This window comes from Actinokineospora xionganensis (assembly GCF_014323725.1).
Classification (GTDB): Bacteria; Actinomycetota; Actinomycetes; order Mycobacteriales; family Pseudonocardiaceae; genus Actinokineospora; species Actinokineospora xionganensis.
In genome coordinates, this window is sequence record NZ_JABVED010000014.1 from 55946 (window position 1) to 73970 (window position 18025).

At 70.0% G+C, this 18025-nt stretch carries 23 protein-coding genes; 7 read left to right on the forward strand and 16 right to left on the reverse strand.

Annotated features, from left to right (window positions below; genetic code table 11):
• Position 1: 1 nt before the first annotated feature.
• From GPZ80_RS23125 to uvrC, 6 genes are all read right to left on the reverse strand, one after another.
• Positions 2-1198: a phosphoglycerate kinase gene (locus GPZ80_RS23125; protein ID WP_187223173.1), complete on the reverse strand. Its 1197-nt coding sequence runs from the start codon at positions 1196-1198 to the stop codon at positions 2-4.
• Positions 1199-1230: 32 nt separating this feature from the next.
• Positions 1231-2235: a type I glyceraldehyde-3-phosphate dehydrogenase gene (gene gap / locus GPZ80_RS23130; protein ID WP_187223174.1), complete on the reverse strand. Its 1005-nt coding sequence runs from the start codon at positions 2233-2235 to the stop codon at positions 1231-1233.
• A 446-nt stretch (positions 2236-2681) separates the two neighbouring features.
• Positions 2682-3668: a DNA-binding protein WhiA gene (whiA, locus tag GPZ80_RS23135; RefSeq protein WP_091383268.1), complete on the reverse strand. Its 987-nt coding sequence runs from the start codon at positions 3666-3668 to the stop codon at positions 2682-2684.
• 70 nt (positions 3669-3738) lie between these two features.
• Positions 3739-4683 carry a gluconeogenesis factor YvcK family protein gene (locus GPZ80_RS23140; RefSeq protein ID WP_187223276.1) on the reverse strand — a complete coding sequence of 315 codons (945 nt, stop codon included), beginning with the start codon at positions 4681-4683 and terminating at the stop codon, positions 3739-3741.
• 17 nt (positions 4684-4700) lie between these two features.
• On the reverse strand, positions 4701-5585 hold the full coding sequence (gene rapZ, locus GPZ80_RS23145; RefSeq protein ID WP_091383266.1) for an RNase adapter RapZ: 885 nt from the start codon (positions 5583-5585) through the stop codon (positions 4701-4703).
• A 64-nt stretch (positions 5586-5649) separates the two neighbouring features.
• Positions 5650-7593: an excinuclease ABC subunit UvrC gene (gene uvrC / locus GPZ80_RS23150; RefSeq protein ID WP_187223175.1), complete on the reverse strand. Its 1944-nt coding sequence runs from the start codon at positions 7591-7593 to the stop codon at positions 5650-5652.
• An 86-nt stretch (positions 7594-7679) separates the two neighbouring features.
• Here uvrC and GPZ80_RS23155 point away from each other — a divergent pair, with 86 nt between their 5' ends.
• Positions 7680-8315 (forward strand): class I SAM-dependent methyltransferase, encoded by a 636-nt coding sequence (locus GPZ80_RS23155; protein ID WP_246477388.1) that lies wholly within the window; start codon positions 7680-7682, stop codon positions 8313-8315.
• Between the two features lie 64 nt (positions 8316-8379).
• Here GPZ80_RS23155 and GPZ80_RS23160 read toward each other — a convergent pair whose 3' ends face one another.
• The 9 genes from GPZ80_RS23160 to rpe all read right to left on the reverse strand — a co-directional run bounded on the left by GPZ80_RS23160 (position 8380) and on the right by rpe (position 14076).
• Positions 8380-8847 carry a Rieske (2Fe-2S) protein gene (locus GPZ80_RS23160; protein WP_246477389.1) on the reverse strand — a complete coding sequence of 156 codons (468 nt, stop codon included), beginning with the start codon at positions 8845-8847 and terminating at the stop codon, positions 8380-8382.
• A 61-nt stretch (positions 8848-8908) separates the two neighbouring features.
• Positions 8909-9259 carry a type II toxin-antitoxin system PemK/MazF family toxin gene (locus tag GPZ80_RS23165; protein WP_187223176.1) on the reverse strand — a complete coding sequence of 117 codons (351 nt, stop codon included), beginning with the start codon at positions 9257-9259 and terminating at the stop codon, positions 8909-8911.
• A complete protein-coding gene (locus GPZ80_RS23170; protein ID WP_187223177.1) occupies positions 9246-9476 on the reverse strand; it encodes a ribbon-helix-helix domain-containing protein in 231 nt (76 codons plus the stop codon). Before GPZ80_RS23170 ends, GPZ80_RS23165 begins: the two co-directional genes overlap by 14 nt.
• A gap of 34 nt (positions 9477-9510) precedes the next feature.
• Positions 9511-9939: a PH domain-containing protein gene (locus GPZ80_RS23175; RefSeq protein ID WP_222719743.1), complete on the reverse strand. Its 429-nt coding sequence runs from the start codon at positions 9937-9939 to the stop codon at positions 9511-9513.
• A complete protein-coding gene (gene ribH / locus GPZ80_RS23180; protein WP_187223178.1) occupies positions 9936-10433 on the reverse strand; it encodes a 6,7-dimethyl-8-ribityllumazine synthase in 498 nt (165 codons plus the stop codon). Before ribH ends, GPZ80_RS23175 begins: the two co-directional genes overlap by 4 nt.
• Positions 10430-11701, reverse strand: a complete 1272-nt coding sequence (locus tag GPZ80_RS23185; RefSeq protein ID WP_187223179.1) for a bifunctional 3,4-dihydroxy-2-butanone-4-phosphate synthase/GTP cyclohydrolase II — start codon at positions 11699-11701, stop codon at positions 10430-10432. Before GPZ80_RS23185 ends, ribH begins: the two co-directional genes overlap by 4 nt.
• A complete protein-coding gene (locus GPZ80_RS23190; protein WP_187223180.1) occupies positions 11694-12329 on the reverse strand; it encodes a riboflavin synthase in 636 nt (211 codons plus the stop codon). The genes GPZ80_RS23185 and GPZ80_RS23190 overlap by 8 nt, the downstream gene beginning before the upstream one ends.
• Before the next feature lie 11 nt (positions 12330-12340).
• Positions 12341-13348, reverse strand: a complete 1008-nt coding sequence (gene ribD, locus GPZ80_RS23195) for a bifunctional diaminohydroxyphosphoribosylaminopyrimidine deaminase/5-amino-6-(5-phosphoribosylamino)uracil reductase RibD (protein ID WP_187223280.1) — start codon at positions 13346-13348, stop codon at positions 12341-12343.
• Between the two features lie 65 nt (positions 13349-13413).
• Positions 13414-14076, reverse strand: coding sequence for a ribulose-phosphate 3-epimerase (gene rpe, locus GPZ80_RS23200; protein ID WP_187223281.1), 663 nt, complete (start codon positions 14074-14076; stop codon positions 13414-13416).
• A gap of 118 nt (positions 14077-14194) precedes the next feature.
• On the opposite strand from rpe, the gene GPZ80_RS23205 reads away from it, so the two are divergent.
• Both GPZ80_RS23205 and GPZ80_RS23210 read left to right on the forward strand, forming a co-directional pair.
• Positions 14195-14836: an MOSC domain-containing protein gene (locus tag GPZ80_RS23205; RefSeq protein WP_187223181.1), complete on the forward strand. Its 642-nt coding sequence runs from the start codon at positions 14195-14197 to the stop codon at positions 14834-14836.
• Positions 14833-15282, forward strand: a complete 450-nt coding sequence (locus GPZ80_RS23210) for an NUDIX hydrolase (RefSeq protein WP_187223182.1) — start codon at positions 14833-14835, stop codon at positions 15280-15282. Before GPZ80_RS23205 ends, GPZ80_RS23210 begins: the two co-directional genes overlap by 4 nt.
• A gap of 106 nt (positions 15283-15388) precedes the next feature.
• On the opposite strand, the gene GPZ80_RS23215 is transcribed toward GPZ80_RS23210, so the two are convergent.
• Entirely contained in the window at positions 15389-15769 is a 381-nt protein-coding gene (locus GPZ80_RS23215; RefSeq protein ID WP_222719744.1) for a VOC family protein, read from the reverse strand.
• 49 nt (positions 15770-15818) lie between these two features.
• Here GPZ80_RS23215 and GPZ80_RS23220 point away from each other — a divergent pair, with 49 nt between their 5' ends.
• The 4 genes from GPZ80_RS23220 to GPZ80_RS23235 all read left to right on the forward strand — a co-directional run bounded on the left by GPZ80_RS23220 (position 15819) and on the right by GPZ80_RS23235 (position 18024).
• Entirely contained in the window at positions 15819-16247 is a 429-nt protein-coding gene (locus GPZ80_RS23220) for an NUDIX hydrolase (protein WP_187223183.1), read from the forward strand.
• A 71-nt stretch (positions 16248-16318) separates the two neighbouring features.
• A complete protein-coding gene (locus GPZ80_RS23225) occupies positions 16319-17155 on the forward strand; it encodes a helix-turn-helix domain-containing protein (RefSeq protein WP_187223184.1) in 837 nt (278 codons plus the stop codon).
• A 6-nt stretch (positions 17156-17161) separates the two neighbouring features.
• Positions 17162-17347, forward strand: coding sequence for a DUF397 domain-containing protein (locus GPZ80_RS23230; RefSeq protein WP_187223185.1), 186 nt, complete (start codon positions 17162-17164; stop codon positions 17345-17347).
• A gap of 2 nt (positions 17348-17349) precedes the next feature.
• A complete protein-coding gene (locus tag GPZ80_RS23235; RefSeq protein ID WP_312880519.1) occupies positions 17350-18024 on the forward strand; it encodes a DNA alkylation repair protein in 675 nt (224 codons plus the stop codon).
• Position 18025: the final 1 nt, after the last annotated feature.

Sequence of the window (18025 nt, forward strand, 5' to 3'; positions counted from 1 at the left end):
TTCAGGCCTCCAGGACCGCTACGCCGGGGAGCTCTTTGCCCTCCAGGTATTCCAGCGACGCGCCGCCGCCGGTGGAGATGTGGGAGAACCCGTCCTCGGGCAGGCCGAGCAGCCGCACGGCCGCCGCCGAGTCGCCGCCGCCGACGACGGAGAACGAGTCGCCGTCGACGATCGCCTGCGCGACACCGCGGGTGCCCGCCGCGAACGGAGCCAGCTCGAACACGCCCATGGGGCCGTTCCAGAAGACCGTTCCCGCGTCGCGCAGGACCTTGCCGTAGGCGGCGACGCTGTCCGGGCCGATGTCGAGGCCCTTCCAGCCGTCGCGGATCTCCGTGGCGGGCACCGTCTCGACGTTGGCCTCCGCGGAGAAGTCGTCGGCGATGACGATGTCGGTCGGCAGCACGATCTTGCCGTCCGCGTCGGCCAGCAGCTGCTTGCAGGTGTCGACCATCTCGGCTTCGAGCAGCGAGTCGCCGATCCCGTGGCCCTGGGCCGCGAGGAAGGTGAAGCACATGCCGCCGCCGACGAGGAGCGTGTCGACCTTGGGCAGCAGCGACTCGATCACCGCGAGCTTGTCCGACACCTTGGAGCCGCCCAGCGCGACCACGTACGGCCGCTTGGGCTCGCCCGCGAGCTGCCGGAGCACCTCGACCTCGGCGAGCACCAGGCCACCGGCGTAGGCCGGGAGCTTGGTGGCGATGTCGTAGACCGAGGCCTGCTCGCGGTGCACCACACCGAATCCGTCGGAGACGAACGCGCCGTCTTCGCCGACCAGCGCGGCGAACTCGTCGGCGAGGGCACCGCGCTCGGCGGCGTCCTTGCTCGACTCACGCGCGTCGAAGCGGACGTTCTCCAGCAGCGCGACGCCGCCGTCGGCCAGGCCGTCCACAGTGGACTTGGCGGACTCCCCCACGACGTCCGTCGCGAGCGCGACGGGCTTGCCGAGTAGTTCGCCGAGCCGGGTGGCGACGGGGGCGAGGGAGAACTTGGGGTCCGGGCTGCCCTTGGGTCGGCCCAGGTGCGCCGCCACGACGACCTTCGCGCCTGCCTGCGCCAGCTTGGAGATCGTCGGCAGCGACGCCTGGACGCGGCCGTCGTCGGTGATCTTGTCGCCGTCCAGCGGGACGTTGAGGTCGGAGCGCACGAACACGCGCCGGCCCGCCACGCCCTCGGCGATCAAATCGTCGAGTGTTTTCATTGACCAGCCTTCATCTCTCCGAGACAGCCGGCTCAGAGCTTGGAGGCGACGAGCGCGGTCAGGTCGGCGAGGCGGTTGGAGTAGCCCCACTCGTTGTCGTACCAGCCGACGACCTTGACCTGGTTGCCGTTGACCTTGGTCAGCGGCGCGTCGTAGATGCAGGAGGCCGGGTCGCCGACGATGTCGGTGGAGACGATCGGGTCCTCGTTGTAGCGCAGGATGCCGGCGAGGGCGCCCTCAGCGGCGGCCTTGTACGCGGCGTTGACCTCGTCGAGGCTCACCTCGCGGCCCAGGGTCACGGTGAGGTCGGTGGCCGAGCCGGTCGGCACGGGCACGCGCAGCGCGTAGCCGTCGAGCTTGCCCTTGAGCTCGGGCAGCACCAGGCCGATGGCCTTCGCGGCGCCGGTCGAGGTCGGCACGATGTTCAGGGCGGCCGCACGGGCGCGACGGAGGTCGCTGTGCGGGGCGTCCTGCAGGTTCTGGTCCTGGGTGTAGGCGTGGATCGTGGTCATCAGACCGCGCTCGACGACGAACGAGTCGTGCAGCACCTTCGCCAGCGGAGCCAGGCAGTTGGTGGTGCAGGAGGCGTTGGAGATGACGGTCTGCGAGCCGTCGTACTGGTCGTCGTTGGCGCCGAGGACGACGGTCAGGTCCTCGCCCTTGGCGGGCGCGGAGATGATGACCTTCTTGGCGCCACCCTCGTCGACATGCTTGCGCGCGTCGGCGGCGTTGGTGAAGAACCCGGTGGACTCGATCACCACGTCGACGCCGAGGTCCTTCCAGGGCAGCTTGCCCGGGTCGCGCTCGGCCAGTGCCTTGAGGTGGTGGTCGCCGACCTGGATGCCCTCGTCGGTCACCTTCACGTCGTGGGGCAGGCGGCCCAGCACGCTGTCGTACTTGAGCAGGTGCGCCATGGTGTTGATGTCACCGAGGTCGTTGAAGGCCACGATCTCGATGTCGTGGTCACTGGCCTCGAGCGCCCGCCAGAAATTGCGGCCGATTCGACCGAAACCGTTGACACCTACGCGAACCGTCACCGTGCGTCTCCCTCATCCCTTGGGCTGGACTGACTGGTACTCCGATGAACCCTAGCGCCCGGGCGTGGTGCCGCAGGTCAAGAGGTCATCAGACTCTCTTTATCGAATCAGAGAGACGTCATGAACACCAGAGGCGTGGCCGGTGCGATTGAGGGCCGGTGACGGAAACACGGCTTTGATGACTGGGTGCGGGTCTCGGCGGGTCTCACGTCGGGTCGGAGTGGAGTCCGCCCGCCCCCACGTCGGGCGGACTCCAGTCCGATTCCCCCCTCCGCGGATGCTCCTCCCCCAAGCAGCACCCGCGCTCCCATGAGTTCAAGTGCGAGGTTTCGGGGTGGGGATACATAGATGTGACGGGGGTCACGATTCGGGTTCGCGCTACTCCCGAGCGGGTGGCAACCGTTGGGCAACTCGTTGATCCAGGGCCACGACAACGGCCCCGCGGTTCAGGCGTCGGCCTCAAGCATGTCCGGTGTCACGGCGCTCTCCGTGTCCGGCAGGCCCAACTCCTTCGCGCGCTTGTCGGCCATTGCCAGCAACCTTCGGATGCGGCCCGCGACCGCGTCCTTGGTCATCGGGGGCTCGGAGAGCTGACCCAACTCCTCCAACGACGCCTGCTTGTTCTTCAACCGCAGCTCACCCGCCGCCGTCAGGTGTTCCGGGGCCTCCGGGCCCAAGATCTCCATGGCGCGCTCTACCCGCGCAGCGGCGGCCACAGCCGCGCGGGCGCTGCGGCGGAGGTTGGCGTCGTCGAAGTTGGCCAGACGGTTGGCGGTGGCGCGCACTTCGCGGCGCATGCGGCGTTCTTCCCACGCCAGGACGCTGGAGTGGGCGCCGAGCCTCGTGAGCATGGCGCCGATGGCGTCGCCGTCGCGGACCACGACCCTGTCCGCGCCGCGGACCTCACGGGACTTGGCCTGGATGCCCATCCGACGGGCCGCGCCGACGATGGCGAGGGCGGCTTCCGGGCCGGGGCAGGTGATCTCCATCGCCGACGAGCGGCCCGGCTCCGTCAGGCTGCCGTGGGCCAGGAACGCGCCGCGCCACGCCGCTTCGGCGTCGCAGACGCCGCCGGAGACGACCGGGGCGGGCAGCCCTCGGACCGGGCGGCCGCGCGGGTCCAGCAGACCCGTCTGGCGGGCCAGGCCGTCGCCGTCCTTCACCACGCGCACCACATATCTCGTGCCCTTGCGCAGACCACCGGAGGTGATCACGTGCACATCCGCGTGGTGCCCGTACAGGTCATGGATGTCCTTGCGCAGGCGACGGGCCGCCGAGCCGGTGTCGAGTTCGGCCTCGACCACCACCCGCCCGGCCACGATGTGCAGGCCGCCGGCGAACCGCAGCAGCGACGACACCTCGGCACGCCTGCAACATGTCTTGGACACCGCCAACCTGCTCAGCTCGTCCTTGACCGCGGCTGTCATCGCCACTGGTACTCCTCTCCCTGGCCCGGGATACGGGCCGCCCCGCCGTCTATCCCACCACGACACGCCGAAGGGCTCAGCGTCCCCTCACCGAACCGACGGCGCGTCGCAGGCATTCGGCGAGGGCGTCGGGGTCGTGGCGGTCACCCGCCGGGCCCAAGGCGATGGTATCGAGCAGCAGGTCCGCCCCGAGCGCCTTCGCCGCACGTCGGAGACGGTCCGGGGTGGACACGGCGTCCGCGTCGGCGACGACCGCGTCGATCCGCAGGCGGGGCGCGTGTTCGCTCAGGACGTCGAGATGGCGCTCCGGGGAGAACCCGGCGGTTTCCCCCGGTTGGGGGACGAGATTGAGCACGACGACCCGGGTCGCGGCGGTCCGCACGAGCGCGTCGTGCAGTTCCGGGACGAGCAGGTGCGGCAGGACGCTGGTGAACCACGAGCCCGGACCGAGCAGCACGACGTCGGCGTCGCGGACCGCGGCGACCGCTTCCGGGCACGCCCTCGGCGGCTGGTCGCGGTGGGCCGCGTTGTGCAGGCGGATGCGGCGGACCCTGCCGGGCGTGGTCGCCACGGCGACCTGCCCGCGGATGCGGCGGACCGTGCTCGGGTCTTCCTCCAACCCGGTCACGTCGGCCTCGATGTCCAGTGGCTCCAAGGACATCGGCAGCACCCGGCCGGTCACGCCGAGCAGCCGCGCGGCTTCGGCGAGTGCCACGACCGGGTCGCCGAGCACCTCCAGCAGACCGGCGAGGACGAGGTTGCCGATCGCGTGGCCCGCGAGTGCCCCGGTGCCGCCGAAGCGGTGTTCGAACACCGCGGCCCACGCCTGGGGACCGGCGAGCGCGGTCAGCGCCTTGCGGAGATCACCCGGAGGGAGCAGGCCGAGTTCGCGGCGCAGCCTGCCCGACGAGCCCCCGTCGTCGGCGACGGTCACCACGGCGGTGACGTCGTCGGTGAGCAGGCGCAGCGCGGTCAGCGTGGCGTGCAGACCGTGGCCGCCGCCCAGGGCGACGGCCCGGATGGCCGGTTCCGGTGCGCTCACTCGCGCCCCAGGTCGCGGTGCACGACCTTCACCGCCATACCGTCCTCATCGGACAGTCGCCTGGACAGTTCCTCGGAAATCGCGACGCTGCGGTGCTTTCCGCCCGTGCAGCCGACCGCGAGCGTCAGGTAGCGCTTGCCCTCGCGGCGGTATCCGGCGCCGATGAGGCGCAGCAGTTCGTGGTAGCGGTCGAGGAACTCGTCGGCGCCTTCCTGGCTGAGCACGTAGTTGCGGACGTCCTCGTCGCGGCCGGTCTGGTCCTTCAACTCGGGGATCCAGAACGGGTTCGGCAGGAACCGCACGTCCATGACGAGGTCGGCGTCCATCGGCAGGCCGTACTTGTAGCCGAAGGACAGCACGGTGACCCGGGTGCTGGTGCCCGCGTCGGAGCCGAAGGCGTCCTCGATCTTCGCGCGCAACTGGTGCACCGAGAGGGTCGAGGTGTCGAGGATGAGGTCGGCCTCCTCGCGCAGCGGCATGAGCAGGGAGCGCTCGGACTTGATGCCGTCGACGAGCCTGCCCTCGCCCTGCATGGGGTGGCCGCGGCGGACGTGCTCGAAGCGGCGCACCAGGACGTCGTCGGTGGCCTCCAGGAACAGCACGCGTGGCTTGTACCCGCGGGCGTCGAGGTCCTTGATGATCGCCGAGAGGTCTTCGGTGAAGGCGCGGCTGCGCACGTCCATCACGACGGCGACCTTGGAGATCGCGCCGCGAGCCTGCGAGCCCAGCTCGACCATCGTGGAGATCAGCTCGGGCGGCAGGTTGTCGACGACGAACCAGCCGAGGTCCTCCAGGCACTTGGCGGCCGTGCTTCTGCCCGCTCCGGAAAGTCCGGTGACCACGGCGACCTCGACGCCGGGTCCAACATGTTCCGTGCTCACTTGCCATCCTCGCTGACGCTCGTCGTCGTGCCCACTGTGGTCAATGGTGAACTCGCAAGCTCGTTCAACGTGTGTCCTCGCCCCTGTTCAATGCGGTGTGAACGGCTTTCGCTGTGGCCAGGCCGATGCCCGGCACCTCGATGATCTCCTCGACGGTGGCCGCCTTGAGCCGCTTCACCGAGCCGAAGTGCTTGATCAGCACCGCCCGGCGACTCTGCCCCAGACCGGGCACATCGTCCAATGCCGACATTGTCATCCGCTTGGCGCGCTTCTGCCGGTGATAGGCGATCGCGAAGCGGTGGGCCTCGTCACGGACGCGTTGCAGCAGGTAGAGCGCCTCGCTGGTGCGCGGCAGGATGCACGGCTCCGGTTCGGCGGGCAGCCACACCTCTTCGAGCCGCTTGGCCAGCCCGATCACCGCGACGTCGGTGACGCCGAGGTCGGCCAGCACGTCGGCGGCGGCGTTGGCCTGCGGGCCCGCGCCGTCGACGACCAGCAGGTTCGGCGGATAGGCGAAGCGGCGGGGTTTGCCCGTGTCCGGGTCGATGCCCGGGGTGCGGTCCTGGCCGCCGGACTCCCCCGCGTACTTGGCGAACCGGCGGCGCACGACCTCGGCGATGGACGCGACGTCGCCCTCGGTGGCGGCCTCGCGGATGGCGAAGCGCCGGTACTCGTTCTTGCGGGCCAGGCCGTCCTCGAACACCACCAGCGAGGCGACGACGTCGCTGCCCTGGATGTGGCTGATGTCGACGCACTCGATGCGCAGCGGCGCGCTGTCGAGCCCGAGGTTGTCCTGCAACTCCTGCAGGGCGGCCGAGCGGGCCGTCAGGTCGCCCGCGCGGCGCAGTTTGTGCTGGGTGAACGCCTCTTTGGCGTTGCGCTCGACGGTCTCCATCAGCGCCCGCTTGTCGCCGCGCTGCGGCACCCGGATCTGCACGCGCGAGCCGCGCAGCCCGGTCAGCCACTCGCCGATCGCGTCGGCGTCGGCGGGCAGCTCGGGGACCAGGACCTCACGCGGAACCGAGTTCACTGTGTCGTCCACGTCGTCGGCGAGGTCGGCCTGGTCGCCGTAGAACTGGCTGACGAACTGGTCGACGAGCCCGGTGACCGGCGACTCCTCCCCCGCGTCCTCCAGCCGGTCGACGACCCAGCCGCGCTGGCCGCGGACCCGGCCGCCGCGCACATGGAAGACCTGGACGGCGGCTTCGAGCTCGTCGTAGGCGAAGGACACCACGTCGGCGTCGGTGCCGTCGCCCAGAACGACGGCCTGCTTCTCCATAGCCCGGCGCAGGGCGGCGATGTCGTCGCGCAGCCGGGCCGCGCGCTCGAACTCCAGCTCGTTCGACGCCTGCGCCATCTCCTTCTCCAGGCGGCGGACCATGGCGTCGGTCTTGCCGGAGAGGAAGTCGCAGAAGTCTCCCACGATGGCCCGGTGCTCGTCGGCGCTGACCTTGCCCACGCAGGGCGCGGAGCACTTGTCGATGTAGCCGAGCAGGCAGGGCCGCCCGATCTGGCCGTGGCGGCGGAACACGCCGGTGGAGCAGGTGCGCGCGGGGAAGACCCGCAGCAGCAGGTCGAGGGTCTCGCGGATGGCCCAGGCGTGGGCGTACGGCCCGAAGTACCGCACCCCCTTCTTGCGCGCGCCGCGGTAGACGTGCAGGCGCGGATATTCCTCGTTGAGGGTGACGGCGAGGACCGGGTAGGACTTGTCGTCGCGGTAGCGGACGTTGAACCGCGGGTCGAACTCCTTGATCCAGTTGTACTCCAGCTGCAGCGCCTCGACCTCTGTGGACACCACGGTCCACTCGACGGCGCCCGCGGTGGTGACCATCTGGCGGGTGCGCGGGTGCAGGGAGGTGATGTCGGCGAAGTACGAACTCAGCCGCGAGCGCAGGCTCTTGGCCTTGCCCACGTAGACGACCCGGCCACCAGGATCACGGAATTTGTACACGCCAGGCGCGTCCGGGATGGTGCCGGGAGAAGGTCGGTAGGCGGACGGGTCGGCCACATCGACAACCCTACGGCCGAGCACCGACAACGGTCGCGGCCGGGCTCACGCGAGTACGGTGGGGCAGGCTTGATCAGGACGATGACATGGGGTTGAACATGGGTGTGCGGACCGCGATGCGGAAGTTGCTCGCGAGCCAATTGGGCAATCCCCGGGGCCCGATGGGCAAGATGCTGGCGAAGCGGCTGAACAAGTTCAACCACGCGGCCACCAGCGGCGCCGTCGAGGCGCTCGCGGTCGTGGACGACGAGGTCGTCGCCGACCTGGGGTTCGGCGGCGGCGTGGGACTGCGGCTGCTGCTCGACACCCAGGCCGTCGAAGTCCACGGCGTGGACTACTCCCCCACCATGGTGGAGCGCGCCCGCCGCGAATTCACCGACGACCGACTCCGGCTGCACACCGGATCGATCACCGCGCTACCCCTTCCCGACGACTCGGTCGACGGGCTGATCACCTTGAACACGATCTACTTCATCGAGGAACTGTCCACGGCGTTCGGCGAGATCGGCCGGATCCTCCGCCCGGACGGCCGCGCCGTGATCGGCATCGGCGACCCGGTGGCGATGGCGAAGATGCCCGTCACCCAGCACGGCTTCCTCGTGCGACCGGTGGCCGAGGTGGTGGAGACGCTGGAGCGGGCGGGCCTTGTCCTGACCGCGCACCGGCGGGTCAGTGAGTCCGACCTGTCCCCGCACCTGCTGGTGGTCGGCCACGCGAAGTAGACATCCCGATTCCCCCTTGATCAGCCGGGAGCACGGCTCCAGCGATCAAGGGGGAGCCTCGGGGTCAGGCGAAGACGACCTTGTCGCCCTCGACCTTGACCGGGACCTCCTTGAGACCGGTCGTGGCGGGGCCGCGCTTGAGGGCTCCGGTGGCGGCGTCGAAGGTGCTGCCGTGGTTGGGGCAGGTGATCGTCCCGCCTGCCGGGGCCGAGACGACGGTGCCCTGGTGCGGGCACGCGGCGGTGAATGCCTTGACCGTGTCGGCGGTGGGCCTGACCAGGACGAGCGGGCCCTTCGGGGTGCTCTCCAGCACCAGGCCGCTGTCGCCGGGGATGTCGGCGAGCGCGGCCAGCGGGCCCGACGGGGTGGCGCCGCCGCCCGTGGTGGTGGTGCCGCCGGAAGGCGTGGGGGCGGTGGTGTCCGAACAAGCCGCGACGAGGGCGCCGGGGGCGACCAGGGCCACCATCAGGCCGCACAGCACCTCGCGGCGGGACCGGGCTTCGGGTTTCGTGGTGGGTTCTACGGCGGTCAAGCGAGCCTCCAGGTCCGGGAAGGATCTACACCTTGCCCTACGCGACGGGCAGGCGCCCGGTTCACCCTAGGGCGAGATGCGTGCGCAGTGCGTCGTCGAGGCGGGCGAGCAGTTGCGGGGGCAGCTTGCCGACGCGCTTGCGCACCCGGTTGGTCGCGACGGACCGGACCTGCTCCGCCTGCGCTTTCGAGTCGACCACCAGCCCACACGCCTTCGAGGGCAGCAGGACCTGGAATCCGAAGACCCGTTCGATGTTCGAGGTGATCGGCACGACCGTGACCACTCCCCGGCCCGTGCGGGCGGCGACGGCGTTGGCGGCGTTGTTGCTGACGATCACGGCCGGGCGGACCTTGTCGGCTTCGGAGCCGCGCGCGGGGTCCAGGTCGACCAGGTGGATGTCACCGCGCCGCATCGGCCAGGCCGTCGGCGGTGGCGGCGTCCCACAGGCCCGCTTCCTCGGCCTCTTCCCACTCGGCGAAGGCGGCGGCGTACTCGTCCTGCAACTGCGACTCACGCAACCGGGCTATGGCGAGCTGGATCACCGAGGACCGGGAGGGCTCACCGGCCCGCGCCGAGTACTCGTCGATGAACCGGACGTCGTCCTCCGGCAGGCTGACACTGAGCTTCACACCACCCATGCTACCTGGGGTAGCACCGGCCGTGCTACTGCCGGGCGTGCGCCTCCCGGTGCAGGCGCCGCAGCTCGCGGATGCCCTCCACCGCGCGGACGCCGTCCACCGACTGCAGGGCCATGACCGGCACATATTCGTCGTCGGGCAACTCCAGGCGGGCCCACGAGGCGCCCTCCGGGAAGCTCACCGACACGATGACCGACCAGTCGAAGCGCACCGTGCCCAGCAGATTGCGGACGTAGACCGCCTCGGCGTCGGCGGTCACCTTCGGCCGGGTGAACCACAGCGCGCCGCAGGCCAGCAGCACGCCGATCCCGGCCATCGCGACCTGGTCGGAGGGCTGGAAGAAGACCCCGGTCGGGGTGTTGCGCAGCAGGATCGCCACGGTGGTGAACACGACGATGAACACCAGCGCGAACGTCCCCGCGACGAAGCGGACTTTGTGCGGTCGAGCGGTCAATGGAATCCCTGTTCCGTCCACGGGTGCCGCAGCCCGCGCACCGCGAGCGCCGTCTCCAGCGCCGCCGCGCAGGCCTCGTAGCCCTTGTCCTCCGCCGAGTCCGGCAGGCCGCTGCGGTCGAGCGCCTGCTCCTCGGTGTTCACCGTGAGCACCCCGTTGCCGACCGGCGTGCTCTCGTCGAGCGACACCCTTGTCAGGCCGTAGGTCACCGCGTCGCACACGTACTCGAAGTGCGGGGTGCCGCCGCGGATGACCACACCGAGCGCGACGACGGCGTCGTGGTGCTTGGCCAGCTCCTGGCAGACGACCGGCAGCTCGATGGCGCCCGGGACGCGCACGACCGTGGGCTCCTCGATGCCCGCCTCGGCCGCCGCCGCCAGCGCGCGCTCCAAGAGCCGGTCGGTGATCTCCGCGTGCCACTTCGTCGCCGCGATGCCCAGCCGGACGCCCTCACACCGGGGAACCCCGGTCTGGGGCCTGCCTTCGCCACTCACGACTTTTCCTCCCCCGTGGTGGACACAACCGCCGCCGTGCCGCCGTCGTAGTGTTCCAGCTCGGCCAGGTGGTGGCCCATCCGGTCGCGCTTGGTGCGCAGGTAGTGCACGTTTTCCGGGTTCGGCCACACCGACAGCGGCACCCGGTCGACAACGGTCAGCCCGTAGCCCTCCAGGCCGACCCGCTTGGCCGGGTTGTTCGTCAGCAGGCGCATGGTCTTCACGCCCAGGTCGACGAGGATCTGCGCGCCCGTGCCGTAGTCGCGGGCGTCGGCGGGGACACCGAGGGCGAGGTTCGCGTCGACGGTGTCGTGGCCGTCGTCCTGCAGCTGGTAGGCCTGCAGCTTGTGCATGAGGCCGATGCCCCGGCCCTCGTGGCCGCGCATATAGAGCACGATCCCGCGGCCCTCGGCGGCCACGGCTTCCAGGGCGGCGTCGAGCTGCGGGCCGCAGTCGCAGCGCAGCGAGCCGAACACGTCGCCGGTGAGGCACTCGGAGTGGACCCGGACCAGGACGTTGTCGCCCTCGCCGATGTCGCCGTAGACCAGCGCTACGTGCTCGATGCCGTCGAGCAGCGAGTCGAACCCGACCGCGCGGAACGTGCCGTGCGCGGTGGGGATGCGGGCCTCGGCGACCCGGACGATCTGCTTCTCGGTGCGCCTGCGGTAGGCGATCATGTCGGCGATCGTGATGATCGCCAGGTTGTGCTCCTCGGCGAAGACACGCAGCTCGTCGTAGCGGGCCATGTCGCCTTCGTCCTTCTGCGACACGATCTCGCAGAGCACGCCCGCGGGGCGGAGACCGGCCATCCGGGCGAGGTCGACGGCGGCCTCGGTGTGCCCGGGCCTGCGCAGCACGCCGCCCTCCTTCGCGCGAAGCGGCACGACGTGGCCGGGTCGGTTGAAGTCTCCCGGCGTGGAGTTCTCGTCGGCGAGCAGCCGGATGGTGTGGGCGCGGTCGGCGGCCGAGATGCCGGTGCTGACGCCCTCCTTGGCGTCCACGGTCACCGTGTAGGCCGTGCCGCGCACGTCCTGGTTGGTGTGGAACATCGGCGGCAGGTCGAGCCGGTCGCAGTCGGCCTCGGTCAGCGGGACGCAGATGTAGCCGGAGGTGTAGCGGACCATGAAGGCCATCAGCTCCGGGGTGGCCTTTTCCGCGGCGAAGATCAGGTCGCCCTCGTTCTCGCGGTCCTCGTCGTCGACGACCACCACGGCCTTGCCCGCGGCGATGTCGGCGATCGCCCGCTCGATGGCAGCGAAGTCACTCACCGGTGTTCTCCTCCTCGGTGCCGCGCCCGGTCGATCCGAGGTGCGGGATAGCCAGTCTTTCCACGTACTTGGCGATGACGTCCACTTCCAGGTTGACCTTCTCGCCCGGCTTGCGGACACCGAGCGTGGTCGCGCGCAGCGTCTCCGGGATCAGGCTGACCGAGAACCAGTCGGCGCCGACCTCCACGACGGTCAGCGAGACGCCGTCGACGGTGATCGAGCCCTTCTCCACCACATACCGGGCCAGGGTGCCCGGGAGGCTGATCTTGACCAGTTCCCAGTGCTCGGAGGGCTCACGCGAGATCAGCTCGCCGGTGCCGTCGACGTGGCCCTGCACGATGTGGCCGCCGAAGCGCTGCCCCACGGCGGCGGCGCGCTCCAGGTTCACGTGGTCGCCCTTGGCGACTTTGTCGAGGCTGCTGCGGAGCAGGGTCTCGCGCATGACGTCGGCGGTGAAGCTGCCGTCGGCGAGGTCGACCACGGTCAGGCAGACACCGTTGACCGCGATGGAGTCACCCTGCTTGGCGTCGCTGGTGACCAGCGGCCCGGCGATGGTGACCCGCGCGGCGTCCGCGAGATCCTCCACAGCGATGACCTCGCCGCGTTCCTCGACGATCCCGGTGAACACCGACTGCCTCCTCAGTTCCGGTCCGGCACGGCGGAGATCCGCACGTCCGGTCCACACATGGTGACGCCTTCGACCCTGAACCGGTGAGCTCCGGTGATGGTCGACACGCCCGATGCGCCCAACGCCACAGGACCATCACCCAGAAGCGTAGGCGCTACGTAAGCGAGGACCCGGTCGACCGCGCCCGCCTGGACGAACGCGCCCGCGAGCGTCGGGCCGCCTTCGAGCAGCACGTCGACCACTCCGCGCTCGCCTAGAGCGGCCAAGACCTCGCTTGGTTCGCGCGTACGCAGGTGCAGCGTCTCGGCGGCGTCGTCCAGCACGCGCGCGCCCTCGGGCAGGTCTCCGGTTCCCACAACCACTCGCAACGGCTGCCGGTCCACGCTTGTTCCATCAGCTGTTCCGTCCGCTGACCTCGCGGTCAGCGCGGAGTCGTCGGCGAGGATCGTGCCCCGGCCGGCGACGATCGCGTCGATGCGCCGGCGCAGGTCGTGGACCTGGGCGCGGGACTCCTCGGAGCTGATCCACCGGCTGGTCCCGTCGGCGGCGGCGACCCGGCCGTCGAGGGTGGCGGCGTACTTCCAGGTGACGTGCGGACGGCCGGTCCGCGCGTAGTGCAGCCAGGCGCGCAGCGGGCCGAGTTCGACCTCGTCGGCCAGCAGTCCACTCTCGACGGTGACGCCCGCGTCGGTCAGGACGGTGCGTCCGCCCGCGGCGGCGGGGTTCGGATCGGCGACGGCGAAGACGACCTTCTTGACGCCCGCGGCGATGAGGGCGCGGGTGCAGGGCGGGGTGCGGCCGTGGTGGGCGCACGGTTCGAGGGTGACGACCGCGGTGCCGCCCCGGGCCTTCGTCCCCGCGTCGACCAGGGCCATGACCTCGGCGTGCGAGCCGCCGGGCGGCTGGGTGGCGCCCAGGCCGACCTGGTTTCCCTCGGCGTCGAGGATGACGCAGCCCACCGGCGGGTTGGGACTCGTCGTCCCCCGCACCGCGTCGGAACCCGCGATGGCGGCCCGCATCGCCGCGGTCAGCTTGTCGTCCACCCGATCAGTTTCGCAGCCCGCGCCAGCCGGCTCGCGCGGGATCAGGCGAAACGGTGGTTGGCCGAGACGGCCTGGGTGCGCAGGGCCTCGATCGCGCGCGCGGGGTCGGCGGCGTTGTAGACGGCGGAGCCCGCGACGAAGCAGTCGACGCCCGCCTCCGAGGCCTGTTCGATCGTGTCGCTGTTGATGCCGCCGTCGATCTCGACCAGCAGGTTCAGGTGGCCGGTGTCGACGAGGTCGCGCACCGTGCGGACCTTGTCCAGCACGTGGGCGATGAAGCTCTGGCCGCCGAACCCGGGCTCGACCGACATCACCAGCAGGGTGTCGTACTCCTTGAGCACGTCGAGATACGGCTCGATGGGAGTGCCCGGCTTGATCGACAGACCGGCCTTCGACCCGGCCGCGCGCAGATCGCGGGCGAGCTTGATCGGGTCCTTGGCCGCCTCGACGTGGACGGTGACGTTGTGGGCGCCCGCCTCGGCGTAGCCGATGGCCCAGCGGTCCGGGTCCTCGATCATGAGGTGGCAGTCCATCGGGATGTCGGTGACCTTGAGCAGCGACTCGACGATGGGCAGGCCGAGGGTCAGGTTCGGCACGAAGTGCGCGTCCATCACGTCGACGTGGACCCAGTCGGCGCCGTGGATCGCGGCGAGCTCGTCGGCGAGCCGGGCGAAGTCGGCGGACAGGATGCTGGGGGCGATCATCGGTGCGGTGGACACAGGCCCGGAGCATAAGCGCCGGTCGGGGCCGCGCACGAACCGGGAACCCGCGCCGTGAGGCAGCTCTCGGAAACGCGGTCGCGACCCCGGGTACGTTCGCCTCATGGCGAAGGTGCTCTCAGTCAACCTAGGTGTCCCGCGACCCATCGAGGGGAAGTCGGGGATCAGCGCGATCGACAAGCGCCCGGTGGACCACCCGGTGGCCGTGCGGGAGCCCGAACCGGCGGCGGGTGGCCTGGCGGGCGACCGGATCTGCGACAAGAAGAACCACGGCGGACCGGACCAGGCGGTCTACGCCTACGCGCGCGAAGACCTCGACGCCTGGGAGTCGGAGCTGGGCGTGTCCCTGGCATCGGGCGGGTTCGGCGAGAACCTGACCACCCTCGGTGTGGACGTGACCGGGGCCGAGGTCGGCGAGCGGTGGCGGGTCGGGCCGGACCTCGAACTGCAGGTCACCTCGCCACGGATCCCGTGCCAGGTGTTCGCCGTGTGGATGGAGCGGCAGGGCTGGGTCAAGACCTTCACCCAGCGGGCGATCCCGGGCGCGTACTTCAAGGTGATCACCCCGGGCACGGTCAGCGCGGGCGACGAGATCACCGTGGTCCACCGGCCCGGGCACGGGGTGACGATGGGGATGACGTTCCGGGCGATCACGACCGAGCCCGAGTTGCTGCCCGAGTTGCTCGCCGCCGACGACCTGCCCGAGGACCTCCGCGCCAAGATCACCGAGCGGCTGGCGAAGTGACCGGAAAGCAGCTCAACACCCGGCTCTCGGCGTACGGGATCTGTGTCCAGGACGGCAGAATCCTGCTGGCCCGGTGGGTCCACGGTGATGGTCCACTGTGGAGCTTGCCGGGTGGCGGGGTCGACTTCGGCGAGGACCCGTGGGACGCGGTGGTGCGCGAGGTCGCCGAGGAGACCGGCTACGACTTCGAGGCCGACACCCTGCTCGGGATCGACAACCTCCACCGGCCGGGCCGGTTCCACGGCGTGCGGGTGTACTACGAGGGCCGGATCGTCGGCGGCGAACTGCGCCACGAGGTGAACGGGTCGACGGACATGGCGGCGTGGTTCGATCTGGCCGAGCTGGACTCGCTGCCCGTGAGCGACCTCGTCGGCCCCGGGCTCGCGCTCGCCAGGAACCGACCCGCGACCGGCCATACTCCGCTAGCGGTCGAGGTAGACCTTTAGGCCCTCGATCATCAGCCGCAGACCGAAGTCGAACAGAACCTCGCCGCTGCCCGCGAAGGCGTCCTGAGACGGGGCGGCATCCCGGTGGTGCGGAAGTTCCAGTGCGTCAGTCGCGGACCCGGGTCAGGCAGAAGGGATGTCCCGCCGGATCGGCGAACACCCGCCAGTTGTCCAGGCCCGGCTGGTGGTCGAGCGGCTGGTGGTCGAGCTTGGTCGCGCCCAGCTCCAGCAGCCGGGCCTCGGCCGCGTCGAGGTCGTCGACGGCGAAGTCGAGGTGGACCTGCTGCGGCACTGTTTGGGCGGGCCAGCGCGGCGGCCGGTAGCCGTCGACGCGTTGGAAGCCGAGGAAGAGGCCGTCCGCGCGGGTCAGGCCGGCGAAGTCACTGTCGGATTTGGGGTGCGGCTCGAATTCGGTGGCCTGCCGGTAGAACTCGGCTAGTTCCTCGGGATCGGCGCAGTCGAGTGTGATCGCCGTCAGCCTCATCATGCCGTCCAACTCAATCACAGCGGTCCGGTCGCGGCGATAAGGTGCGGACATGTCCCAAAACCCGCGCAAGACCCGGCTCGCCGCCTACGTCATCTGCGTCGACGACGGCAAGGTGCTGCTTTCGCGCTGGGTCAGCCCGAAGGGCCCGGTGTGGATGCTGCCCGGGGGCGGCGTCGACTTCGGTGAGCACCCGATGGACGGCGCGATCCGCGAAGTCGAAGAGGAAACCGGGCATATCGCCGAAATCGACACCCTCCTCGGCATCGACACGATCGTGCGGCCGGACTTCCACGGTGTGCGCGTGATCTACGAGGGCCGGGTCGTCGGCGGGGAACTGCGGTTCGAGGTCGGCGGCAGCTCGGACATGGCCGCCTGGTTCGACCTCGACGAGATCGACGACCTGGTCCACGCCGAAATGCTCGACACCGCCCTGGCCCTGTTGCGCACCCGACCGGCGACGGGCCGGCTGGCCTGCTGAGTTTCCGGGGGTGAGATCTCGTCCCCGATCGGGCAATGGCTGATCACCGTGTCCCCTGGTGAGATGATCAGATGACCAAGCACGACACCGCCAGGGACCGCGCGATCGGCAGCCTGTTCGCCGAATTGCGCGCGGCAGCCGAAATGAGCACGTCGGTCGCGGCCGAGAAGGCGGGCTTCTCCAACGCCAGCCTGAATCGGATGGAGAACGGCATCCGGCCGACCAGCCCCGAAGCCGCCGCCGCCCTCCTGACGGCCTACGCCGTCCCCAAACTCGAACGCAAACGCATCCTCACGCTGATCAGCAGTCCGCTGTCGCCGACCTGGTGGAGCCTGCTCGCGGCCATCCGGGTGACCAAGCAGCCCATCTTGGCCATATTCGAAGCCGAGGCGACCCGAATCTCCCACGTCAACGTGGTGCGAGTGCCTGGCCTGCTCCAAACCCCCGCGTACATCCGTGCGCTGATCTACGCCAACGTGGGCATGACCGAGGAGTCCGAGCACCAGATCAAGGTCCGGTTGGAACGCCAGGCAGTGCTGCGCAAGCCATGTGCACCCAAGTACTTCGCCGTGCTGGAAGAGGCCGCCCTACGCAGGATGCACGGCGGCGCCGAGGTTATGGCCGAGCAGATTCAGCACATCGCCGACATGGCAGAGCTACCCCACGTCGATGTGCGCGTAGCCCCCTTCGACTTGGAGCGATGGGAGGGTTCCACCAGTAACTACGGCTTGATGGAGTACCGGAACGCGCCAACGGTCCTCCATGTCGACATCGACGCCTTCACCGATGCGCCAGAGCACGTCGGGAGGTTTCAGACGAACCTGGATACGATGCGTAGGGAGGCGCTGAGTTCAGCCGAATCGGTGAAGTTTCTCCGCCGCGTGGCACTCGAATACCGACGAAGGTGAAACAAGATGGATCTTGATCACGCACGGTGGCGCAAGTCCAGCCGAAGCGGCAGCGGCGGCGAAAACGACGAGTGTGTCGAGGTCGCGTTCGTGCCGGGGACCGTGGGTGTGCGGGATTCCAAGAAGCCTGAGGCGGGCGCGCTGGTCGTCTCCGAGCAGGCCTGGCGATCGGCGCTGGCCACTTTCCGCTGACCGTGGAGTTCATCGACGCCGTGCGGGCCGGGCTGGTCGAGGTCGGAAACCCGGCGCGGGCGCCCGAGATGCAGCGCTACATGAAGTCCGACCTGCCTTTCCGCGGCGTCCCCAAGCCGGAGCGGACGGCACTGGTGCGAACGCTGTTCGCCGAGCACGTCTTCACCGACCGCGCCGTCTGGATCGCCGCCGTCACCGAACTCTGGCGCGACGCGGAGTACCGCGAGGAGCGCTACGTCGCCCTCGACCTGCTCGCCCACAAGCGTTACGCCCCCTGGGACGGTCTCGACCTCCTCCCCCTTTACGAGGAAATGATCGTCACCGGGGCCTGGTGGGACTTCGTGGACGAGATCGCCGCCCGCCGAGTCGGCCCGCTCGTGCTCGCCCACCCCGACGTCCTCACCCCCGCCATGCGCGCCTGGGCAGGCGACCCGGACCGCTGGAAGCGCCGCACCTCGGTCCTCTGCCAGCTCAAGGCCCGCGACGCCACCGACACCGACCTGCTGACCGACACCATCGAGTCCACAGTGGACGACCCGGACTTCTTCCTGCGCAAGGCGATCGGGTGGGCGCTGCGCGAGTACGCGAAGACCGACCCGGACTGGGTGCGGCACTTCGTCGACATCCACCCCGAGCTGTCACCCCTGTCCCGGCGTGAGGCGCTCAAACACCTCTGAC